General features: G+C 63.8%; 13 protein-coding genes and 2 riboswitches. Of the genes, 9 read left to right on the top strand and 4 right to left on the bottom strand.

The genetic code is table 11. The features are described from left to right. Window positions 1-51 precede the first annotated feature (51 nt). Window positions 52-1,458: a YfcC family protein gene (locus tag PU634_RS00405; RefSeq protein ID WP_306762116.1), complete on the top strand. Its 1,407-nt coding sequence runs from the start codon at window positions 52-54 to the stop codon at window positions 1,456-1,458. A 71-nt stretch (window positions 1,459-1,529) separates the two neighbouring features. On the opposite strand, the gene sstT is transcribed toward PU634_RS00405, so the two are convergent. Beyond that, on the bottom strand, window positions 1,530-2,753 hold the full coding sequence (sstT, locus tag PU634_RS00400) for a serine/threonine transporter SstT (protein ID WP_306762115.1): 1,224 nt from the start codon (window positions 2,751-2,753) through the stop codon (window positions 1,530-1,532). A 224-nt stretch (window positions 2,754-2,977) separates the two neighbouring features. Here sstT and PU634_RS00395 point away from each other — a divergent pair, with 224 nt between their 5' ends. The 5 genes from PU634_RS00395 to PU634_RS00375 all read left to right on the top strand — a co-directional run bounded on the left by PU634_RS00395 (window position 2,978) and on the right by PU634_RS00375 (window position 10,920). Continuing rightward, window positions 2,978-6,994 carry a hypothetical protein gene (locus PU634_RS00395; RefSeq protein ID WP_306762114.1) on the top strand — a complete coding sequence of 1,339 codons (4,017 nt, stop codon included), beginning with the start codon at window positions 2,978-2,980 and terminating at the stop codon, window positions 6,992-6,994. An 84-nt stretch (window positions 6,995-7,078) separates the two neighbouring features. Beyond that, on the top strand, window positions 7,079-7,990 hold the full coding sequence (gene osmF / locus PU634_RS00390) for a glycine betaine ABC transporter substrate-binding protein OsmF (protein WP_306762113.1): 912 nt from the start codon (window positions 7,079-7,081) through the stop codon (window positions 7,988-7,990). A gap of 94 nt (window positions 7,991-8,084) precedes the next feature. Continuing rightward, window positions 8,085-9,260 (top strand): ABC transporter permease, encoded by a 1,176-nt coding sequence (locus tag PU634_RS00385; RefSeq protein WP_306762112.1) that lies wholly within the window; start codon window positions 8,085-8,087, stop codon window positions 9,258-9,260. Next, window positions 9,257-10,195 (top strand): ABC transporter ATP-binding protein, encoded by a 939-nt coding sequence (locus PU634_RS00380; protein ID WP_306762111.1) that lies wholly within the window; start codon window positions 9,257-9,259, stop codon window positions 10,193-10,195. Before PU634_RS00385 ends, PU634_RS00380 begins: the two co-directional genes overlap by 4 nt. Continuing rightward, complete coding sequence (locus PU634_RS00375; RefSeq protein ID WP_306762110.1) at window positions 10,192-10,920, top strand: ABC transporter permease; 729 nt, start codon at window positions 10,192-10,194, stop codon at window positions 10,918-10,920. The genes PU634_RS00380 and PU634_RS00375 overlap by 4 nt, the downstream gene beginning before the upstream one ends. Window positions 10,921-11,015: 95 nt before the next feature. On the opposite strand, the gene PU634_RS00370 is transcribed toward PU634_RS00375, so the two are convergent. Then, complete coding sequence (locus PU634_RS00370; RefSeq protein ID WP_306762109.1) at window positions 11,016-12,314, bottom strand: LLM class flavin-dependent oxidoreductase; 1,299 nt, start codon at window positions 12,312-12,314, stop codon at window positions 11,016-11,018. Further along, the gene (locus PU634_RS00365) at window positions 12,314-13,087 is read right to left on the bottom strand and encodes a 3-oxoacyl-ACP reductase (RefSeq protein ID WP_306762108.1); all 774 of its coding nucleotides are present in this window, start codon (window positions 13,085-13,087) and stop codon (window positions 12,314-12,316) included. The genes PU634_RS00370 and PU634_RS00365 overlap by 1 nt, the downstream gene beginning before the upstream one ends. Window positions 13,088-13,136: 49 nt before the next feature. Next, window positions 13,137-13,233: riboswitch (TPP riboswitch) on the bottom strand. 190 nt (window positions 13,234-13,423) lie between these two features. Here PU634_RS00365 and pyrC point away from each other — a divergent pair. The 3 genes from pyrC (at window position 13,424) to PU634_RS00350 (ending at window position 18,045) form a co-directional block, all read left to right on the top strand. Further along, window positions 13,424-14,467, top strand: coding sequence for a dihydroorotase (gene pyrC / locus PU634_RS00360; RefSeq protein WP_306762107.1), 1,044 nt, complete (start codon window positions 13,424-13,426; stop codon window positions 14,465-14,467). A 152-nt stretch (window positions 14,468-14,619) separates the two neighbouring features. Then, window positions 14,620-14,726, top strand: a riboswitch (TPP riboswitch). Between the two features lie 79 nt (window positions 14,727-14,805). Beyond that, window positions 14,806-16,245 carry a sodium:solute symporter family transporter gene (locus PU634_RS00355; RefSeq protein WP_306762106.1) on the top strand — a complete coding sequence of 480 codons (1,440 nt, stop codon included), beginning with the start codon at window positions 14,806-14,808 and terminating at the stop codon, window positions 16,243-16,245. 210 nt (window positions 16,246-16,455) lie between these two features. Further along, window positions 16,456-18,045: a GGDEF domain-containing protein gene (locus PU634_RS00350; RefSeq protein ID WP_306762105.1), complete on the top strand. Its 1,590-nt coding sequence runs from the start codon at window positions 16,456-16,458 to the stop codon at window positions 18,043-18,045. A 7-nt stretch (window positions 18,046-18,052) separates the two neighbouring features. Here PU634_RS00350 and norR read toward each other — a convergent pair whose 3' ends face one another. Beyond that, window positions 18,053-19,588, bottom strand: coding sequence for a nitric oxide reductase transcriptional regulator NorR (gene norR, locus PU634_RS00345; protein ID WP_306762104.1), 1,536 nt, complete (start codon window positions 19,586-19,588; stop codon window positions 18,053-18,055). Between the last annotated feature and the right edge of the window lie 128 nt (window positions 19,589-19,716).

The raw sequence follows: 19,716 nt of genomic DNA, 5'->3' as shown, positions 1-19,716 counted from the left end.
CGAAAACCCGGTTTTCGCCGCCGGTCACCACCCCTCAATAAGGACATTACCATGACCAAAATAAAGTTCCCTTCTGCCTGCACCATACTGTTCTTTCTGACCATCATCATGGCCGTGCTCACCTGGGTGGTGCCCGCCGGCCAGTACCAGATGACCAAGAACGAAGAGCTGGGCCGCATGGTGCCCAAGGTGGGCACCTATGAAGCGACAGACGCCAACCCACAGGGCATTTTTGAAGTGCTGATGGCTCCGGTGCAGGGCTTTTACGATCCGGCCAGCTACGTGGCCCGGGCTGCGGATGTGGCGCTGTTTGTGCTGGTGATCGGCGGTTTTCTCGGTGTCATGACCCGCACCGGCGCCATTGACGCCGGCATCAATGCCAGCATGACCCGGCTCAAGGGCCGGGAAAAATGGATGATTCCCCTGCTGATGGGCCTGTTTGCTCTTGGAGGCACCGTGTATGGCGCCGCCGAGGAAACCCTGCCCTTTTATGCCCTGTTAATCCCGGTGATGATCGCCGCCGGCTACGACAGCGTGGTGGGCGTGGCCGTTATCATGATCGGCGCCGGCATCGGCTGTCTGGGCTCCACCATCAATCCCTTTGCCACCGTGATCGCTTCCAACGCCGCCGAGATCAGTTTTATGGACGGCATCGGTCTGCGCCTGGCCATTCTGCTGCTGGGCTGGCTGGCCTGTGTGATCTACGTAATGCGTTATGCCGAAAAGGTAAAACAGGATCCGTCCCGCTCCGTGGTAGCCCACCAGAAGGAAGAAAACGAATATCACTTTTTGGGAGATAAAAACCATGAAGTGCCGGCCCTGACCGGCAGGCACAAGCTCATTCTCGCCATTTTCGCGGTATCGTTCGGCATCATGATCTGGGGTGTATCGGCGGGCGGCTGGTGGATGGCCGAGCTGTCGGCGCTGTTTATCGGTGCCAGCATCGTAGTGGGCCTGGTGGGGCGGCTGTCGGAAGCCGATATGACCGGCAGCTTTATCGACGGCGCCCGGGATCTGGTGGGCGTGGCGCTGATCATCGCCATTGCCCGCGGTCTGGTGGTGGTGATGGACAACGGCAATATCACCCACACCATTCTTCACTACGCCGAAGGCATGCTGGCGGATCTGCATCAGGTGGCCTTTATCAACGCCATTTACTGGATAGAAGCCTTTATGAGCCTGATTGTGCCTTCGTCGTCCGGCCTGGCGGTGTTGTCCATGCCCATACTGGCGCCCCTGGCCGACTTCTCCGGCGTCAGCCGCGAGCTGGTGGTGACCGCCTATCAGTCCGCTTCCGGCCTGCCCAACCTGATCATGCCCACCTCCGGCATCGTGATGGGCGCCCTGGCCATTGGCCGGGTCTCTTTCGGCGCCTGGCTGAAGTTCATCGGCCCACTGCTGCTCATGCTCAGCGCCATGGTGATGGCCCTGCTCAGCCTGGGTGTGATGATCGCCTGAGGCTGAAATCAGGCAACAAAAAAGGCCGGTGAGTTTACGCTCACCGGCCTTTTTATTTACATGAGGGCGGGTTACTTTGCTTTTTGCTCATCGGCCATGCAGGCCGCGGCGGTAAACAGCACGTCGGTGGAGCTGTTCAGGCCGGTTTCGGCAGAGTCCTGCAGCACACCGATAATAAAGCCCACGGCCACTACCTGCATGGCAACCTCGTTGGGAATGCCGAACAGGCTGCAGGCCAGAGGGATCAGCAGCAGTGAGCCGCCGGCCACACCGGAAGCTCCACAGGCGGAGACCGAGGCCACCACACTCAGCAGCAGGGCGGTCATCAGATCCACCTCAATGCCCAGCGTATGCACCGCAGCCAGAGTGAGCACGGTAATGGTAATGGCGGCGCCGCCCATGTTGATGGTGGCCCCGAGCGGAATGGACACCGAGTAGGTGTCTTCATGCAGCCTGAGCTTTTTGCACAGCTCCATGTTCACCGGAATGTTGGCGGCGGAGCTGCGGGTAAAGAAGGCGGTCACGCCGCTTTCACGCAGGCATTGCAGCACCAACGGATAAGGGTTGCGGCCGATTTTCAGGTACACCAGCACCGGGTTGACCACCAGGGCGATGATCAGCATGGCGCCCAGCAGCACCGCCAGCAATTGCGCATAACCCCAGAGGGCATCAAAGCCGGTGCTGGCAATGGTGTTGGCCACCAGGCCAAAAATACCCACCGGCGCCAGCCGGATCACGAATTTGACGATGGCCGACACGCCCATGGACAGATCGCCCAGCAGGGTTTTGGTGCTGTCACCGGCATGGTGAAACGCCAGCCCCAGCCCCACGGCCCAGGCCAGCACACCGATAAAGTTGCCGGTCAGCAGGGCGTTCACCGGGTTGTCGACAATATTGAACACCAGGGTCTGCAGCACTTCGCCAATGCCCTCCGGCGGTGAGGCGTCGCCGCCGTGACCGACCAGCACCAGCTCGGTGGGAAAGGCAAAGCTCAGCAGCACGGCGGTAAGCGCGGCGGCAAAGGTGCCCAGCAGATAGAGATAGAGAATAGGCTTGATGCTGGTCTGCTCGCCTTTCTTGTGATTGGCGATGGACGACATCACCAGCACAAACACCAGCACCGGGGCGACGGCCTTGAGCGCGCCCACAAACAGGCTGCCAAGCAGGCCGGCCGACTCGGCGGCAGCAGGGGCCAGCATCGCCAGCAGGGCGCCGGCCACAATGCCGATCAGAATTCGGGTTACCAGGCTGCCGCCATAGACCATGCGCAGCATAAGGGGTTGGGTTTGGTTCATAGTCATCCTTTGATGGTGAAAAATCCATCTCTTACACTAAAGACAGAACGACTTTATAGCAGATATGGCTAACAAAAAACCACAATGGCAGTTTTTTGCAGCGCCATACGCAGTTTTTTAACCACAAGACACCACAATAATTTTCGTTTGGCTCCTTTTATTGTCACGCCTGCTAGGCTTTACAGATCCGGTCGCCCCCGCGGCCGCACCATTAAAGGAACCCTATGCACCTGCTGCCTTTATTGCTCTCGCTGTTTGCGCTGCCGGTGGCGGCCCAGACCGCTTCTGCACTCCATGTGCCCGACTCTCTTCAGCCCTGGCAGGAATGGGTGCTGCACGGCGAAACGCAGGCCCGCTGTCCGCTGCTGTACCGGCAAAATACCGAGCGCCGCTGCGCCTGGCCGGGCCGGCTGATGCTGGATTTAACCGACGACGACGGCCGCTTTGAGCAAAACTGGCAGCTGTATGCTGACGCCGATATTCCCCTGCCCGGCAGCCGGGAACACTGGCCTCTGAACGTAACGGTCAACGGCAAGCCCGCCATCCTGACCGAGCGCGAAGGCCGGCCGCTACTCAGCCTGCCCGCCGGTGAATACCGGGTGGCAGGACGCTGGCAATGGGCCCGGCTGCCGGTGAGCCTGCAGCTGGATGCCGGCACCGGCCTGCTGGCGCTCAGCCTCAATGGTCAGGCCGTGGCCAGCCCCGAGCTGGATAAACAGGGCCGGCTGTGGCCGGGCCGGCGCCCCCAAGCTCAGGCTCCCTCCAGCAATCGCCTGGATATCAACGTCTATCGCCATATCGCCGACGACATTCCGCTGCGGGTGAACACCCGCATTGAGCTGAACGTGGCCGGCGAGCCCAGAGCGCTGCTGCTGGGTCCGGCCCTGCTACAGGATCATATTCCACTGGCGCTCAACAGCCCCCTGCCGGCCCGGCTGGAGCCGGACGGCCGCCTGCGCATTCAGGCGCGGCCGGGCCGCTGGCAACTCAACCTGAGCAGCCGTCACCCCGCCGAGGTGCACTCGCTGACCCTGCCCGCCATTCCCGCGCCCTGGCCTGAACAAGAAGTCTGGGTGGTGCAGGCCTATCCCCAGCTGCGACTGACGGAAATTTCCGGCCCTGTGACGGTGGATGCGGGCCAGAGTGGCCTGCCGCCCCGGTGGCAGTCACTGCCCGCCTTTCTGATGACGCCGGGAACCACCATGGCCTTCAAGGTGCTGCGCCGGGGCAATCCGGCCCCCGAGCCCGGTCAGCTGGCCCTGCGCCGGGAGCTGTGGCTGGACTTTGACGGCGGCGGTTACACCCTGAAGGACGTCTTTACCGGCACCCTTGAGCACAGCATGCGGCTGAATACTTCCCTGGCCCTGGGCCGGGTGGCGGTCAATGGCGAGCCCCGGCTGGTGACCGAGCTTGAAGCCGGCCAGCCCGGCGTGGAACTGCGACCCGGAGCGCTGAGCCTGGTGGCCGACAGCCGGTGGGAAGGCAACACCGGCACCCTGCCGGCGGTGGGCTGGACGCTCACGGTAAAGGAGTTAAGCAGCCGGCTGCACCTGCCGCCGGGCTGGAGCCTGCTGGCCGCCTTTGGCATGGACAACACCCCGCACACCTGGCTGCAACGCTGGACCCTGCTGGATTTGTTTCTGGTGCTGATCGCCGCCGTGGCGGCATACCGGCTGTGGGGCTGGCACTGGGGCCTGCTCACCCTGATCACTCTGGGGCTTATCTGGCATCAGCCTTCCGGAGTGGGACCGCCACGCTGGATCTGGCTGCATCTGCTGGCGGCCTGCGCCCTGCTGAAGGCGCTGCCCGCCGGCAGACTGCACCACTGGGTGTCGGGCTACCGGCTGCTGGCGTTGTTGGTGCTCACTCTCATTGCCATTCCCTTTATGGTGGACGAGCTGCGCACCGCCCTCTATCCGCAGCTGGCGCGGCCGGGTGCGGTGGCCCCCGCCGCCGTGGCCGGCAGCCCGCATCAGGCCAGAACCGAACTGGAAGCCAAGGCAGAAGCCATGGGAGATGAAGTCATGACATTATCGGGGGCTCCCTCACGGGAGCCCAGGCCTCTGCCCCGGCTGGATCCAAATGCCCTGGTGCAAACCGGCCCCGGTCTGCCGGACTGGCAGTGGCGCAGTGTGGAGCTCGGCTGGAACGGTCCGGTCACGCCAGCGCAACCGCTGCGGCTGGTGCTGCTCTCGCCCACGGTCAATACCCTGCTTAACCTGCTGAGGGTGGCGCTGCTGTGCCTGCTGGTGCTGCGCATGGCGGGCATGAGTGTCAGCCGGAGCAAGGGTCTGCATTTGCAACAAACACTGTGGAGCTGGCTGCCCGCCCTGCTGGTGCTGCCGCTGCTCACCGTTGCCCCCGGGGCCCGGGCCGAGTTCCCTTCACCCGAGCTGCTGAATGAGCTTAAAACCCGGCTGACCGCACCGCCCGAGTGCCTGCCCGAGTGTGCGCTTACTTCCAGCATGCAGCTGGACGCCACAAGGGAGCAACTGACGCTCACGCTGACTATTCATACTCACACCGGCCTGGCCGTGCCCCTGCCGGCCCAGCATCATGCCTGGCTGCCAGAGCGGGTATGGCTGAACGGCGCTCCCGCAGACGGGCTGTGGCGCAATGACCGGGGAATACTGCATTTGCCCCTGCCGGTCGGCATTCACAACATAGAGCTCGCCGGCCCGTTGCCGGCGCAGGACCGGCTGCAGCTGCCCCTGCCGCTGCCGCCCAAACGGGTGGAGGCCCGGCTTGAGGGCTGGCGGCTGCAGGGGGTAAACGAAAACGGTGTGCCCGAAGGCCGGCTGCAGCTCACGCGGCTGGCCGCCGACGGCAAGCCGGAAAACGCCGGCCTGAAGCCCGGCGTGCTGCCGGACTTTGCGCAACTGACCCGCACCCTGCAGCTGGGGCTGGACTGGCGGGTGGACAACCAGCTGGTGCGCCAGAACGACACCGAACGGGCTCTGCGCCTTGAAGTGCCGCTGCTTCCCGGTGAGTCGGTGCTTACCGACGGCATCAGGGTGGAAAACGGCAAGGCCCTGATCAGCCTGGCCGCCGGCCAGCGCCAGCTGAGCTGGCAGTCGGCGCTGGCGCGGGTTGACTCACTCACCCTTGAGGCACCGCAAACTCAAGGCTGGACCGAAACCTGGCGGCTGAATGCCAGCCCCATCTGGCATGTGAACAGCACCGGGCTGGCCCCGGTGCACCCTCAGGGAAGCGCCTTGCCCGAATGGCGGCCCTGGCCCGGCGAGCAGCTCACCCTTGCCATTGCCCGGCCAGCCGCCGTGCCCGGAAGCACGCTCACTCTGGATGCCAGCACCCTTGAAGTGCAGCCCGGCAAGCATGCCACCGATGCTCACCTGGAACTGACCCTGCGCAGCAGCCAGGGCGGCCAGCACAGCCTGCAACTGCCCGAGGGCGCCGAGCTGCAGTCGGTGGCCATCAACGGCCGCACCCTGCCCCTGCGCCTGAACGAGCAGACACTGACCCTGCCGTTAACTCCCGGCAGCCAGACCGTGCGCATTCACTGGCGGCAGACGCCGGGCATCGGCACTGTGTTCACCACACCCGGGGTCAGTCTCAACAACGACAGCGTCAACCATCGTATTGCACTGACTCTGGGCCAGGATCGCTGGGTGCTGTTTGCCGGCGGCCCCCGGCTGGGGCCGGCGGTACTGTTCTGGAGCCTGGTGGCCATAACCGTGCTGCTGGCAGCGGGACTGGCGCGGCTGCCACTGACTCCGCTGCGCTTTCATCACTGGCTGCTGCTGGGACTGGGCCTGACTCAGGTGCCGCTGTGGATGGCCGCCACCGTGGTGCTCTGGCTGCTGGCCCTGGGGCTGCGTGAACGCTGGCAGCACCAGCAGGCCGGGGGCTGGTTCAACCTGGCGCAAATTGGCCTGGTGCTGCTCACCCTGTTGGCGCTGGGCTATTTGTTCCATGCCATTCAGCAGGGCCTGCTGGGTCTGCCCGATATGCAGATAGCCGGCAACGGCTCCTGGGGGAACCGGCTGAACTGGTATCAGGATCGCACCGAAGCCACCTTGCCCACCGGCTGGGTACTGTCGGTGCCGCTGCTGATTTACCGGCTGCTGATGCTGGTGTGGGCGCTGTGGCTGGCCTTTGCCCTGCTGGGCTGGCTGCGCTGGGGCTGGCTAAGCTTTACCCGCGATGGACTGTGGCGACCGCTACAGTTACTGAAGCGGAGCGACAAGGCGCCCTGGAAAACGCCAAAAGCCCCGGAATAGGGTTCAGATGAGATCTGCCATGGGGTACCCTTAATCCTGTATTCAATAAAGGTGCCCCCATTTCGCCGAATAAGGAATAACGTCATGAAAAAGCTGCTGGCTTCGGCCATGTTTACCCTTTCTGCCGCCCTTGCCCTGCCGGCCATGGCGGCGGACCCCATTGTGGTATCGTCCAAAATCGACACCGAAGGCGGCCTGCTCGGCAACCTGATCTATCAGGCCCTGAACAACGCCGGACTGGAGGTGGAAAACCGCAGCCAGCTGGGCGGCACGCCCATCGTGCGCAAGGCCATTATCGCCGGTGAAATCGATATCTACCCGGAGTACACCGGCAACGCCGCCTTTTTTCATCAGAAAGAAGACAGCGACGCCTGGAAGCACTTTGACAATGGCTATGCCCTGGCCAGGCAGCTGGATTACGACGCCCATCAACTGGTGTGGCTGACCCCGGCCAACGCCAACAACACCTGGGCCATTGCCGTGCGCCAGGAAATTGCCGGCCCCAATAACCTGGCCACCATGTCGGATTTTGGCCGCTATGTGAGCGCAGGCGGCGACATCAAGCTGGCGGCCTCGGCGGAGTTTGTGTCCAGCCCCGCCGTGCTGCCCGCCTTTCAGCAGACCTACGGCTTTGAGCTGAGCGACGACCAGCTGCTGGTGCTCTCCGGCGGCAACACCGCCGCCACCATCAAGGCCGCCGCCCTGCAAACCGACAATACCAACGCCGCCATGGTCTATGGTACCGACGGCGCCATCGCCTCCGTGGGTCTGGTAGTGATGGACGACGACAAGGGCGTGCAGCCGGTCTACGCCCCCGCTCCCATAGTGCGGGAAAGCGTGCTCAAGGCGCACCCGGAGATCGCCGGCATTCTGGAGCCGGTGTTTCAGTCGCTGGATGTGAAAACCCTGCAAACCCTTAACAGCCGCATCGCCATCGGCGGTGAAAGCGCCGAGGCCGTGGCCGCCGATTATCTGGCGGGCCTGACTCAGGACTGATGAACCTGTAGGCCCCCATTTATTGGGGCAAACCATGCGACATACGGCACTGCCGCCCGGTTAAAACCGGGCCTACGGCATACGCAGGCCGGCAATGAAGAACGCAAAAATTTATCTCGGGGAGTCACCCATTCTTTTGTCATTAAAACCCGACAAGGTCGGCGGCCTGCTGGCGGCGGCGCTGGTGGCCAGCCTGCTGGCACTGCCCTTTGTCGGCCTGCAACCCAACCGTCTTTTTCCCGGCGAGGCCCTGAGTCTGCTGAATTCAGCAGGTATCACCGGCTTATGGCCGCTGCTGTTGCTGCCCCTGTGCCTGACTAACCGTGCCCTGCCCCTGCGGCTGTTGCTCACCACCGCCGCTCTGCCGCTGCTGCTTTATACCGCCGGTCACACCGCCACCGCCCTGCTGGAAAATGCCGGCCCCCTGGCCCGGGTCTCGCTGGGTGCCGGTTTCTGGCTGGCCTTGTTCTGGCTGTGCCTGCTGATCACCGACACCGCCCTGCGGCTGAAGCTCGGGCCATTGTCCCGGCTGGCGCTGGTAACCGTCCTTACCGGTGCCGTTATCGCCCTGCTGGCCGCAGGCCGCTGTGACGATCTTTCGTTACTGAAGGAGTTTCACAACCGCAGCGACTTCTGGCGGCAGGGCCTGCGCCATCTGCAGCTGGCCCTGGGCAGCATGGTGCCGGCGGTGCTGGCAGGCATTCCGCTGGGGGTGGCCTGCCATCGCTCGCCGGGACTACGGGCGGCGCTGTTTCCGGTGCTCAATATTTTGCAGACAGTGCCCAGCCTGGCCATGTTTGGCCTGCTGATGGTGCCGCTCAGCCTGCTGGCCACCGCATACCCCTGGCTGGGTGAGCTGGGCATTCGCGGCATCGGCGCGGCGCCGGCGGTAATCGCCCTGTTTCTGTATTCGCTGCTGCCGATCGTCAGCAACACGGCACTGGGTTTTGACCGGGTGGATGCCAGCATACGCGAGGCGGCCACCGCCATGGGCATGAGCCGCCGCCAGCGGCTGTGGCAGGTGGAATTTCCCCTGGCCATGCCGGTGATCCTGAGCGGCCTGCGGGTGGTGGTGACCCTCAATATCGGTCTGGTGGCGGTGGCGGCCCTGGTGGGCGGCGGTGGCTACGGCACCTACATCTTTCAGGGGCTGGGTCAGACCGCCACCGATCTGGTGATCCTCGGTGCCCTGCCCACTCTGCTGCTGGCGTTTCTGGCCGCCATGCTTATCGACACCCTGATCGCCCTGCAACAAGGCACTCGCGAATGATTGAAGTAAGAAACCTGAGCAAACAATTCGGCGGGCAGACTGCGGTAAAGGATCTGTCGTTCAAGGTGGACAGCGGCCGAGTCTGCGCCCTGGTGGGCACCTCCGGCTGCGGCAAGTCCACCACCCTGCGCATGCTCAACCGGCTGATTGAACCCAGTTCGGGCGAGATTTTCATTCAGGGGCAAAACGTCACCACCCTTCCCGCCGAGCAGCTGCGCCGGCGCATTGGTTACGCCATTCAGGGAGTGGGGCTGTTTCCGCATCAGACCATTGCCCGCAACATTGCCACCGTGCCGCGCCTGCTGGGCTGGAGCAAAACCGACATCGACGCCCGGGTGAGCGAGCTGCTGAGCCTGTTCCGGCTCGATCCCGCCACCTTTGCCGGCAAATATCCGCACCAGTTGTCCGGCGGCGAGCAACAGCGGGTGGGCGTGGCACGGGCGCTGGCGGCTCACCCTGAGCTGCTGCTGATGGACGAGCCCTTTGGTGCCCTGGATCCGCTCACCCGGGAACACCTGCAGGACGAGCTGCTGCATATACAGCAGCTGCTGGGCATCACCATCATCATGGTGACCCACGATCTGGAAGAGGCCATTAAAATGGCCGACGTGATTGCGGTGATGGACAAGGGCGAAATACTGCAGATGGACAGCCCCGACGTCCTGCTGCGCCACCCCAGGCCCGGCTTTGTGCAAAGCCTGGTGGGCGGCCAGGACAGATCCCTGCGGCTGCTGGCCACTCAGACCCTGGCGAAGATAATGACCCCGGTTACTCAGCCCTGTGATCCTGCCATGAGCGCCGGCACCAGCCTGCGTGACGCCCTGGCCGGGCTTATCTGGCAGGGCGCCGACCGGCTGACCGTGGTCAATGACGCCGGCCAACCGGTGGGCGAAGTGACCCTGAACGAACTGCTGAAACGGGGAGCCGGCGCATGACCCGCACGCTGGGCTGGCTGATCCCCGGGCTGTTGCTGGCCCTGCTTACCCTGAACATGGAGGCGCTGGCCCCGCTGTTTCGCCCCCTGGTCAACACCCCCGCGCCGGCCATTTACGCCCGCGACAGCTTTGCCAACCTGCTGGGCTGGCACGCGCTGGCGGTGTTTGCCGCCATTGCCGCCGCCACCCTGCTGGCGCTGGGCGCCGCCATCGCCGTGACCCGGCCTTCGGGCAAGGCCTTCTTTCCGCTGGCCCGGGCCGTGGCCAACCTGGGCCAGACCTTTCCGCCGGTGGCGGTGCTGGCGCTGGCGGTGCCGGCGCTGGGGTTTGGGCTGACCCCCACCCTGGTGGCGTTACTGCTGTACGGCATGCTGCCGATTTTTGAGAATGCGGTCACCGGCCTGCAGCAAATTCCCGCCAGCGTGCGCGAGGCCGCCAGGGGCATGGGCATGACGCCCTGGCAGCAGTTATGGCGGGTAGAACTGCCCCTGGCACTGCCCACCCTGGTGGCGGGTATTCGTATTTCGCTGATCATCAGCATCGGCACCGCCACCATTGGCTCCACGGTGGCGGCCAAGGGCTTTGGCGAAGTGATCATTGCCGGGCTGCTTACCGACAACCTGGCCTTTGTGCTGCAGGGCGGCATTATGGTGGCGCTGATGGCCATGGTGCTTGACGCCCTGCTCCGCCGCCTGGAGCAACGGCTGACGCCGCCGGGCGGGTGAAAATGCGGGGATTGGGGAAAATGTAGGCCCGAATTTATTCGGGCAAATGCGTTCACCTGCAACACTGCTGCCCCGATAAATCGGGGCCTACAAGATCACGGTTTAACCAAACCCAAGTGCTCCCGCAAGGTACTGCCTTCATACTCGGTGCGGAACAGGCCGCGGCGTTGCAGCTCGGGCACCACCTGATCCACAAAGTCCTCGATGCCGGCGGGCAGTGAGGGCGGCATCAGGTTGAAGCCGTCGGCACCTTCATTGCGGAACCACTGCTCCATGCGATCGGCTATCGACTCGGGCGTGCCCACCATGGTGCAGTGGCCGCCGCCGGCAGCAAGCCGGCCCAGCAGCTGGCGCACCGTGGGCTGCTCGGTCTCGATAATCCGCAGTATGGTGGCGTAGCGGCCCTTGGGGCCGGTGAAGGCGTCCAGCGACGGCAATGCCGGCACCGGGGCGTCCAGCTCCCAGCCGGAGCAGTCCTGTCCCACATAGGTGCCGAGCTGGCGTAGCGAGGCATCGGCGGGCAGCAGCTCGTCCAGCTCCCGCTGCTTGGCCCTGGCCTCGGCCTCGGTGGAGGCCACATAGGTCACCAGCCCGGGCATGATGGGCACGTCCACGTTGCGGCCGGCGTCCTTTACCCGGCGCTTGATGTCACGGTAGTAGTCCTGGGCCGCCGGCAAATCGTAGGCCACGGCGTAGATGGCCTCGGCGCATTTGGCCGCCAGCGCCCGGCCCTGCTCCGACGCACCGGCCTGAAACAGCACCGGATGCCCCTGGGGCGGGCGCGGCACATTGAGCGGGCCGTCCACCAGAAAGAACTCGCCCTGGTGGTTGATGGGGGTCACCTTGTCCGGGTCGGCATAGTGGCCGGCGCGATCCATCACCAGGGCCCCTTCCTGCCAGGAATCCCACAACTTGATCACCGCATTTACAAATTCCTCGGCCCGGCGATAACGCTCGGCGTGGGCCGGCATGGTCTCGTAGCCGTGGTTACGGGCTTCCACGTCAAACATGGAGGTCACCACGTTCCAGCCCATGCGGCCGTTGGAGATATGATCCAGCGAGGCCATCATGCGCGCCGCGTGAAAGGGGGTGAAAAAGGTGCTGGAGACGGTACTGATAAAGCCGATGCGATCCGTGGCCCGGCTCATGGCCGCCATGGCGGTGAGCGGCTCCAGAAACCAGTAGCTGCCGTCCGCCACATTGCCGGTAGACTGGCCGTCGGCAAAGAACACCGCATCCAGTTTGCCGCGCTCGGCGGTTTGCGCCAGCCGCTCGTAATAGCGAATGTCGCCCAACTGCTCCACCGCCGAGTTGGGATGACGCCAGGCCGCCCTGTGGTGACCGCACCCGAACAGAAACAGGTTCAGGTGCATCATGCGTTCATTCATGCTCATCAGTTTTTCACCAGACCGCCGTCCACCACCAGGTTCTGGCCGGTGACCGAGCGGGACCAGGGCGAGGCGAAGAACAGGGTGGCGTCGGCAAACTCCGCCGGCGTGGTTACCCGGCGCAGCGGCGTGCTGGCGGCGATATAGTCAAACACCGCTTCCGGCGTCGCCGCAGAGGCATCCGTGGTGCGCAGCAGACCGCCGGACACCATGTTAACGGTAATGCCGTCCGGGCCCAGATCCTGGGACAGGGTGCGGGTCAGCGACAGCAGCGCCGCCTTGGCGGCGGTGTAGTCGTGGTAGGGCACCACCGGGTTCTGGAACAGGTTGGTGCCCACGTTGACGATGCGGCCAAAGCCCTGCTTGCGCATGCCGCCCAGCGCCGCTTGAGTGGTGTGGAGGGCACCGCCCACCACGCCTTCCAGCTGCTGGTTGAGGTGCTCCCAGGCCAGCGCATCGGCATGGGTGCGGGCGTCGCCGTTAAAGGAAAACGCCGGCAGGGCGTTGTTGATTACCGTGGTCACCGGGCAGCCGAAATGGGCCTCGGCCTGCTCGAACATGGCCTGCACGGCGGCGGCGTCACGCACGTCGGCCTGCACCGCCAGCGCCCGCTCCGGAGCCTCGGCCACCAGTTTCTGCGCCGCCTCGGCGCTGTTCAGGTAGTTGATCACCACTTTCGCGCCTTCGCGCAGAAAGGCGCGCACCAGATGTTCACCCAGGCCGCGGGCACCGCCGGTGACCAGCACCAGTTGTTCGTTCAGCTTGATGGAAGTTTGCATTTTCTACCTCAACGGTGAGGCGAAGGCATGATGAGGCAGCAATGGCACCGGGCCGGCAGGCTGACATCCCTTCGCCAGTATGAACTGGATCAGGTTCTACGGGTGTTATCTCAGCCCTGCATCGCAGGACACCCCGTGTCTCGGCTCGAACCATAACATACCCCTGCGCTCAAGGGCGAGAGGCGTGAGGAGGGAAGGAGTGAGGGTGTAAAACTGCCTGCCAGGCCGCCTGCTTTCCCCTCCCCCTTCACGCCTCACATGTTCAGAAGTTTGGTGAAAAAGGCCCGGAGGTGGATAATGAAGGCATCGAAAGCCATGGATAACGCCGAGCCGACAATGACCACAACTACGACCACACTGACCATTACCCGCCCCGACGACTGGCACCTGCACCTGCGCGACGGAGAGCAACTGCAAGACACGGTACGCGACGCCAGCCGCTATCTGGGCCGCGCCCTCGTCATGCCCAACCTGGTGCCCCCCGTCACCACCACCGAGCTGGCGCTGGAATACCGCGACCGCATTCTGGCGGTGCGCCCCGAGGGCAGCCGGTTTGAGCCGGTGATGAGCCTGTATCTCACCGACAACACCCAGCCCGAGGAAATCCGCAAGGCCAGGGCCACCGGCAAGATTGCCGCCTGCAAACTCTATCCGGCCGGTGCTACCACCAACTCCGACTCCGGCGTGACCGATGTGAAAAACATCTACCCGGTGCTGGAAGCCATGCAGGAAACCGGCACCCTGCTGCTGGTGCACGGTGAAGTCACTGATTCCCGCATCGACATCTTCGACCGGGAAAAAGTGTTTCTGGAAACCGTGCTGCCCGACGTGGTGCGCGACTTTCCCGATCTGAAAATCGTGCTCGAGCACATCACCACCGAGCATGCGGTTAAATTCGTGGAGCAGGCCGGTGACAACGTGGCCGCCACCATCACCGCCCACCACCTGCTGTTCAACCGCAACCACATGCTGGTGGGCGGCATTCGTCCGCACTACTACTGCCTGCCCATTCTCAAGCGCAACACCCATCAGCAGGCGCTGGTGCGCGCCGCCACCAGCGGCAGCAAAAAGTTCTTTCTGGGCACCGACTCGGCGCCGCACTTCCAGCACCGCAAGGAAGCCGCCTGCGGCTGCGCCGGTGCCTACACCTCTCACGCCGCCATTGAGCTGTATGCCGAAGCCTTTGAAGAAGCCGGGGCGCTGGACAAGCTGGAAGCCTTTGCCAGCCACCACGGCCCCGACTTCTACGGCCTGCCCCGCAACCAGGATACCATCACCCTGGTGAAACAAGCCTGGACCGTGGGTGAAACCCTGCCCCTGGGCGGCGATAAACTGGTGCCGATTCGCGCCGGCGAAGAGATCAGCTGGCAGGTAAAATAAGCCATTTGCTTTTGAACAACGCGGCTCAGGCCGCGTTTTTTTATGCATGCAGGAAGCTACCAGAGGCTAAACACCATCCCCCGCACCTTCCACTGCTGCCCCCCCACACTACACCGCATTGACAATAAATCGCCCGCCCCTTACTCTCGGCGCACTATTCCTGGGGGAGCCCACACGGGCTGAGACTCCGCCACACCGGCGGTAACCCTTAGAACCTGATCCGGGTAATGCCGGCGAAGGGAAGGAAACGAACGATCCCGCACCATCCCGATCCGCCCTCTTCCTCTTCGCCCACACATCCCGGCCACTTAGCGCTCACTGGGGCAAAGGGAGAACACATGCTGGACACCACCACCGCCATTTTATGGCTCTGTTTATTTGCGGCGGTCTTCGCCATACCCGGGCTGCTTTACGCCCGCCGGCAAAACGATCAGCCGGAAGACTTTATTGTGGCCCGCAACAGCCAGAGCGGCACCGCCACCACCCTGACCCTGCTGGCCACCACCATGGGCACCTGGATTTTGTTCGGCCCGGCCCAGGCCGCCACCTGGGGCGGCATTGGTGCCATTACCGGTTATGCCCTGGGGGTGCTGGCGCCCCGGCTGGTGATGATTCCGCTCGGCAAACGCATTCGCGAGCTGATGCCCGCCGGCCACACCCTCACCGAATTTGTCATGGGCCGCTATGGCCGCGGCATGTTCGGCTTTGTGCTGGTGATCATGCTGTTTTACATGTTTATTTCGCTCACCGCCGGCCTCACCGCCATCGCCCAGATGGTGGCGCTGCTGGCGCCGGTGCCGCTGTGGGCCACCGCCGGCATCGTAATGGTGGCCACTCTGCTCTACACCCTGTATGGCGGACTGAAAGTCACCATTTTCACCGACCGGGTGCAGATGCTGGTGATACTGCCGTTTCTGCTCACCCTGATCGTGCTCGGCTGGCAGGCCACCGGCGGTCTGGCCCCGGCCCTGGCCGGCCTGCAGGAAAACGCCCCGCACCTGCTTGACCCGCTCGACACCACCGGGCTGAAGTCGGGCCTGACCTTCTTCCTCGCCGTGGTGCTGACCGGCCTGTTCTACCAGGGTACCTGGCAGCGGGTGTTTGCCGCCCGGGACAACAAGGTGATCCGCAACGGCTTTATTCTGAGCGGTGTGCTCAGCTTTCCCGTCATCTTCATCATGGGGCTGTTTGGCCTGGCCTTTGTGGGCCTGGGTTCGAACGGTGACGGCTCGGTGGCGCTGTTCAGCGTGCTCATGCCCAACATGCCGCTGTGGTTTGCCATTGGCCTGCTGCCCTTTGGCCTGGCACTGATCATGAGCAGCGCCGACTCCACCATCAGCGGCCTGACCAGTATGCTGGTGGTGGACCTGCGCCGGCTGCTGCCGCAAACCAGCGTGCATACCCTGCTGGGGCTGTCGCGCTGGCTGATTGTGCTGACGTCTGTTCCGGTGCTGTATGTGGCCTCTCAGGGCTTCAGCGTGCTCTATCTGTTTTTGCTGGCCGATCTGCTGTGCTGCGCCGCCGCCTTTCCGGTGTTTTTCGGCTTCTACAACGCCCGCTACCAGGGCTGGAATGCCATGCTCAGCACCCTCGGCGGCCTGGTGGCCGGCCTGATGCTGTTCCCGGCACCGGGGCAGGCCGCCACTCATTTGCTGGAGTCGTTCCTGCTGGCCACCTTTGTGCCGGTGGCGATCTCCGCCCTGCTGCTGCTGGTGCCCAGCCGCCAGCCCTTTGACTTTGCTGCTCTCGCCGGCAAGGTGCGCAGCCTGGAAAGCTGAGTTCGTTTCGTTGCAAAAAGGACCGGCATGCCGCCAGGCCACCGGTTTTTTTGCAAACAAAAGGTGCCAATTGATGCTGTTGCTCAGAGGCATGTGAGCATACACTGGATCCGTTTAAATACGGGATAACGGTCACCAATGAAGGGATGTCGGGTTATTCTGGTGCTATTGCTGGCATTGTGGAGCAGCGCACTGACGGCGGCATCAGCGGTGTTAACGGAGCAAGCAACCACCTCGCTGGCGGAAGCGCACCTGTGGCACGCCCTGCCTCAGGGCAACACCATCACACGTTTCAGCCAGCTGCGCGCCGCCCTCAATCACGCAGAGACAGTGGCCACCACCCTCGGAGGGGAAGGCACCTTTGGCCTGCGCCTGAACATAACGGCCCGGGCCGACCAGTCCGGCACCTGGTTTGTGCGCCTGCCCGCCAACTACCTCGACCGTGGCCTGGCCTACTGGCAACCCCGTGATGGCCGGCTGCGACCGCTGCCCGGGTTTGGCCAGGGTGCCAGCCGAAGTGCACGCCTGCTGCACCAGCAGGCACTGCCGCTCACACTTGCCCCCGGTGAAGCCGGCGTGCTGTGGTTGCTGATAGAGGCCAAAAAGTTTCCGACTCCGGTCCAACCCCATTTTGTGCCTGAGGCCGAGTTTTACCGACAGCAATTTGCAACCAACAGCACGACCCTGCTGGGCATTGCCGTCATGCTCACTTTGGGGCTGATAGCCCTGTTTGCCTATATCCGCACAAAGGCGCCGGTTACCCTGGCCTGTGCCGGCTATGTGGGTCTGCACGGCATTGGCTGGTTTGCCGCCTCCGGCGCCTGGGGGTTTCTTCTGGGAGTGGGCGACAGCAACCCGGCCTACTGGGGCATGATGCTGTTTCCCTTCGCCATTGCCTGCGCCAGCCAGTTTACCCGGTTGCTGTTTGACTGCCGCTCCCTGCACCCCCGGCTGAACCGGTTTTTCAACGTTCTGTCCGTGCTGTGCCTGGGGCTGGGCCTGCTGATGCCCTGGCTGCCCTTTGTGCTCGGCTATCAAATCTCCCACGCCATTGCCCTGCTGTGGGTGCCCACCGCCATTGCCACCGGAGCGGGCATGCTGGGCAAAAAGGACTTTCGTGCCAAATATTACCTGGCCGGCAACCTGCTGTATGGCGCGGCACTGCTGGTCTACATGCTGCTGCACATTGGCCGGCTCGATCTTGCCGGCTCCGCCGAGGTCATGGTGGTGCTGGCCCTGGCACTGGACTGTTTTTGCATTCTGCTGTCGCTGGCCGAATGGCTGCAGATGCAACAACAGGAGTACCGGCGCAGCTATCAGCTGTCTCGGCTGGATATCCTTACCGGCATAGGCAACCGCCATGCCTTTCACGAGCACATTGACCAGCTTGGCAACCGGCCCTACTGCCTGGTGTTTATCGACGTTGACGGCTTCAAGGCCATTAACGACACCCATGGCCATGACGAGGGCGATCGCTTTCTGGTGTTTGTCGCCCGGCAAATGCAGATGCAACTGGACAAGCTGGGCAGTGTGTATCGCACCGGCGGCGACGAATTTCTGTGGCTGGTGCCGATCACGCAACCCGACCGGTTTATGGCATTGCAACAGCAACTGCAGCAACGTTTGCACGCATCCGAAACCGCCCTGCGCCAGGCCGGCTGGCACAGCACCGGCCTGAGCCACGGCATGGCCACCAGCCTGGAAAGCAATGGCCTGTCCCAGTGTCTGGCGTTGGCAGATGAGCGCATGTATCAACACAAACACGGCAAAGTCAAGGCGGCCACTGGCCGCTTTGCCTGAGCCTCGCTCACTTCATCCCCAGCCTCTTCGCCAGTTTATGCAGGTTGCTGGGGTCCACGTCCAGCAGGCGGGCGGCGGCGGCCCAGTTGTGGTCGGTGGCGGCCAGGGCGTGTGCTATGGCCTGTTGCTGGGCCTGCTGGGTCACCTGTTGCAGGCTGGCCAGCGGGGGCGGCGATGCCACCGGTGCGGGCTTGCTTTCCGCCTGGGCAGGTTTGGTTAATGGCATGTCGCCGGCCAGATCCAGCAGTTCCGGCTCCAGGGTGATGATGTCGGCGCGGTCGGCGCCCCGACTCAGGGCCTTGATGGCGGCGCGGCTGATCACATGCTCCAGCTCACGCACATTGCCGGGCCAGGCATAGGCGCACAGGGCTTGTTCGGCGGCGGGCGACAGCCGCAGGCTGCGCAGCCCCAGCCGGCCCCGGTTCAGCTCCAGAAAATGGCCGGCCAGCACCAGCACGTCGTTTTCCCGCTCCCGCAGCGGCGGAATGGGCACCGGATACACCGACAGCCGGTGATAGAGATCGGCGCGAAAGTGGCCGTCGCGCACGCTGTCGTGCAGCTGGCGGTTGGTGGCGGCAATCACCCGCACGTTCACTTTGCGCGGCGCGTCTTCCCCCAGCCGCTGAATTTCGCCGTTTTGCAGCGCCCGCAGCAGCTTGGCCTGAATGCCGAGGGGCAGCTCCCCCACCTCATCCAGAAACAGGGTGCCGCCGTCGGCGGCCTCAAAGCGGCCGGGCCTGGCGTTGCCGGCGCCGGAAAAGGCGCCCTTTACATGACCGAACAGCTCGCTTTCGGCCAGGGATTCCGGCAAGGCGGCGCAGTTTACCTGCACCAGCGGCCGATCCCGCCGGGGCGAGCGCTGGTGCAGACGGCGGGCGAACAAGTCCTTGCCCACCCCGGTTTCACCGGTGAGCAACACCGGCAGATCCGAGTCGGCCACCACATCCAGCTCGTGCAGCAGCCGCTTGAGCACTGTGCTCTGTCCCAGAATTTCCCCTTCCGGGTGATCGCCCGGCAAGGCCGGCGCGTCCTGCCGGGCCAGCCGCAGGGCGCGCATGTCCCGCTCCAGCCGGGTCATGCGCACCGCGGCGGCCACGGTGAGCGCCAGCCGCTGCAGCGAGTCGCGGGCATCCTGATCAAAGGTGCCGGCGGTGAGCGCGTCCAGGGTCAGGGCGCCCCATTGCTCACCATTCACATACAGGCTGATGCCCATGCAGTCGTGCACCGGCAGCGCCTCACCCACATGGTGCTCCAACAGGCCATCGTAAGGATCGGGCAGGGGTGAGTCGGGCGCAAAGGCCACTGTGCTGCGGCTGGCCAGAATGGCCGCCAGCCGCGGGTGCTGGGCCACCACAAAGCGACGCCCCAGCGCCTCACGCACCAGGCCGTCGGTGGCCACCGGGCTGAGTACACCGTCCTGCAACCGCAGCAGGCACACGGCGCCGCAGCCAAAATGCTCGCGCACCATGCGCACCAGACTCTGCAGCCGCACGGCGCTGGGCAGCTCGGTGGCCAGATCCGCCAGCAGGAGTTCGTAAATCATGGTTATTTTTACCATTAAAGGGTTTTATACACCCTATTCCAGCAGGGTAAAAAACACCACAAAAAATTAATAACAACTTAAATCAATAACTTAGAAAGTGGCACATAACTTGCCACTTATTGAGCAAG

It is taken from the genome of Oceanimonas pelagia, from assembly GCF_030849025.1.
In the GTDB taxonomy this organism is placed as follows: domain Bacteria; phylum Pseudomonadota; class Gammaproteobacteria; order Enterobacterales; family Aeromonadaceae; genus Oceanimonas; species Oceanimonas pelagia.
The sequence above is the reverse complement of the archived record's forward strand: the minus strand, read 5'-3'. Positions and strand labels throughout refer to the sequence as shown.

Bases quoted from the DNA above. Each gene is read 5' to 3' on its own strand.
- PU634_RS00405 (WP_306762116.1), top strand. From the start codon at position 52: ATGACCAAAATAAAGTTCCCTTCTGCCTGCACCATACTGTTCTTTCTG.
- sstT (WP_306762115.1), bottom strand. From the start codon at position 2,753: ATGAACCAAACCCAACCCCTTATGCTGCGCATGGTCTATGGCGGCAGC.
- PU634_RS00395 (WP_306762114.1), top strand. From the start codon at position 2,978: ATGCACCTGCTGCCTTTATTGCTCTCGCTGTTTGCGCTGCCGGTGGCG.
- osmF (WP_306762113.1), top strand. From the start codon at position 7,079: ATGAAAAAGCTGCTGGCTTCGGCCATGTTTACCCTTTCTGCCGCCCTT.
- PU634_RS00385 (WP_306762112.1), top strand. From the start codon at position 8,085: ATGAAGAACGCAAAAATTTATCTCGGGGAGTCACCCATTCTTTTGTCA.
- PU634_RS00380 (WP_306762111.1), top strand. From the start codon at position 9,257: ATGATTGAAGTAAGAAACCTGAGCAAACAATTCGGCGGGCAGACTGCG.
- PU634_RS00375 (WP_306762110.1), top strand. From the start codon at position 10,192: ATGACCCGCACGCTGGGCTGGCTGATCCCCGGGCTGTTGCTGGCCCTG.
- PU634_RS00370 (WP_306762109.1), bottom strand. From the start codon at position 12,314: ATGAGCATGAATGAACGCATGATGCACCTGAACCTGTTTCTGTTCGGG.
- PU634_RS00365 (WP_306762108.1), bottom strand. From the start codon at position 13,087: ATGCAAACTTCCATCAAGCTGAACGAACAACTGGTGCTGGTCACCGGC.
- pyrC (WP_306762107.1), top strand. From the start codon at position 13,424: ATGACCACAACTACGACCACACTGACCATTACCCGCCCCGACGACTGG.
- PU634_RS00355 (WP_306762106.1), top strand. From the start codon at position 14,806: ATGCTGGACACCACCACCGCCATTTTATGGCTCTGTTTATTTGCGGCG.
- norR (WP_306762104.1), bottom strand. From the start codon at position 19,588: ATGATTTACGAACTCCTGCTGGCGGATCTGGCCACCGAGCTGCCCAGC.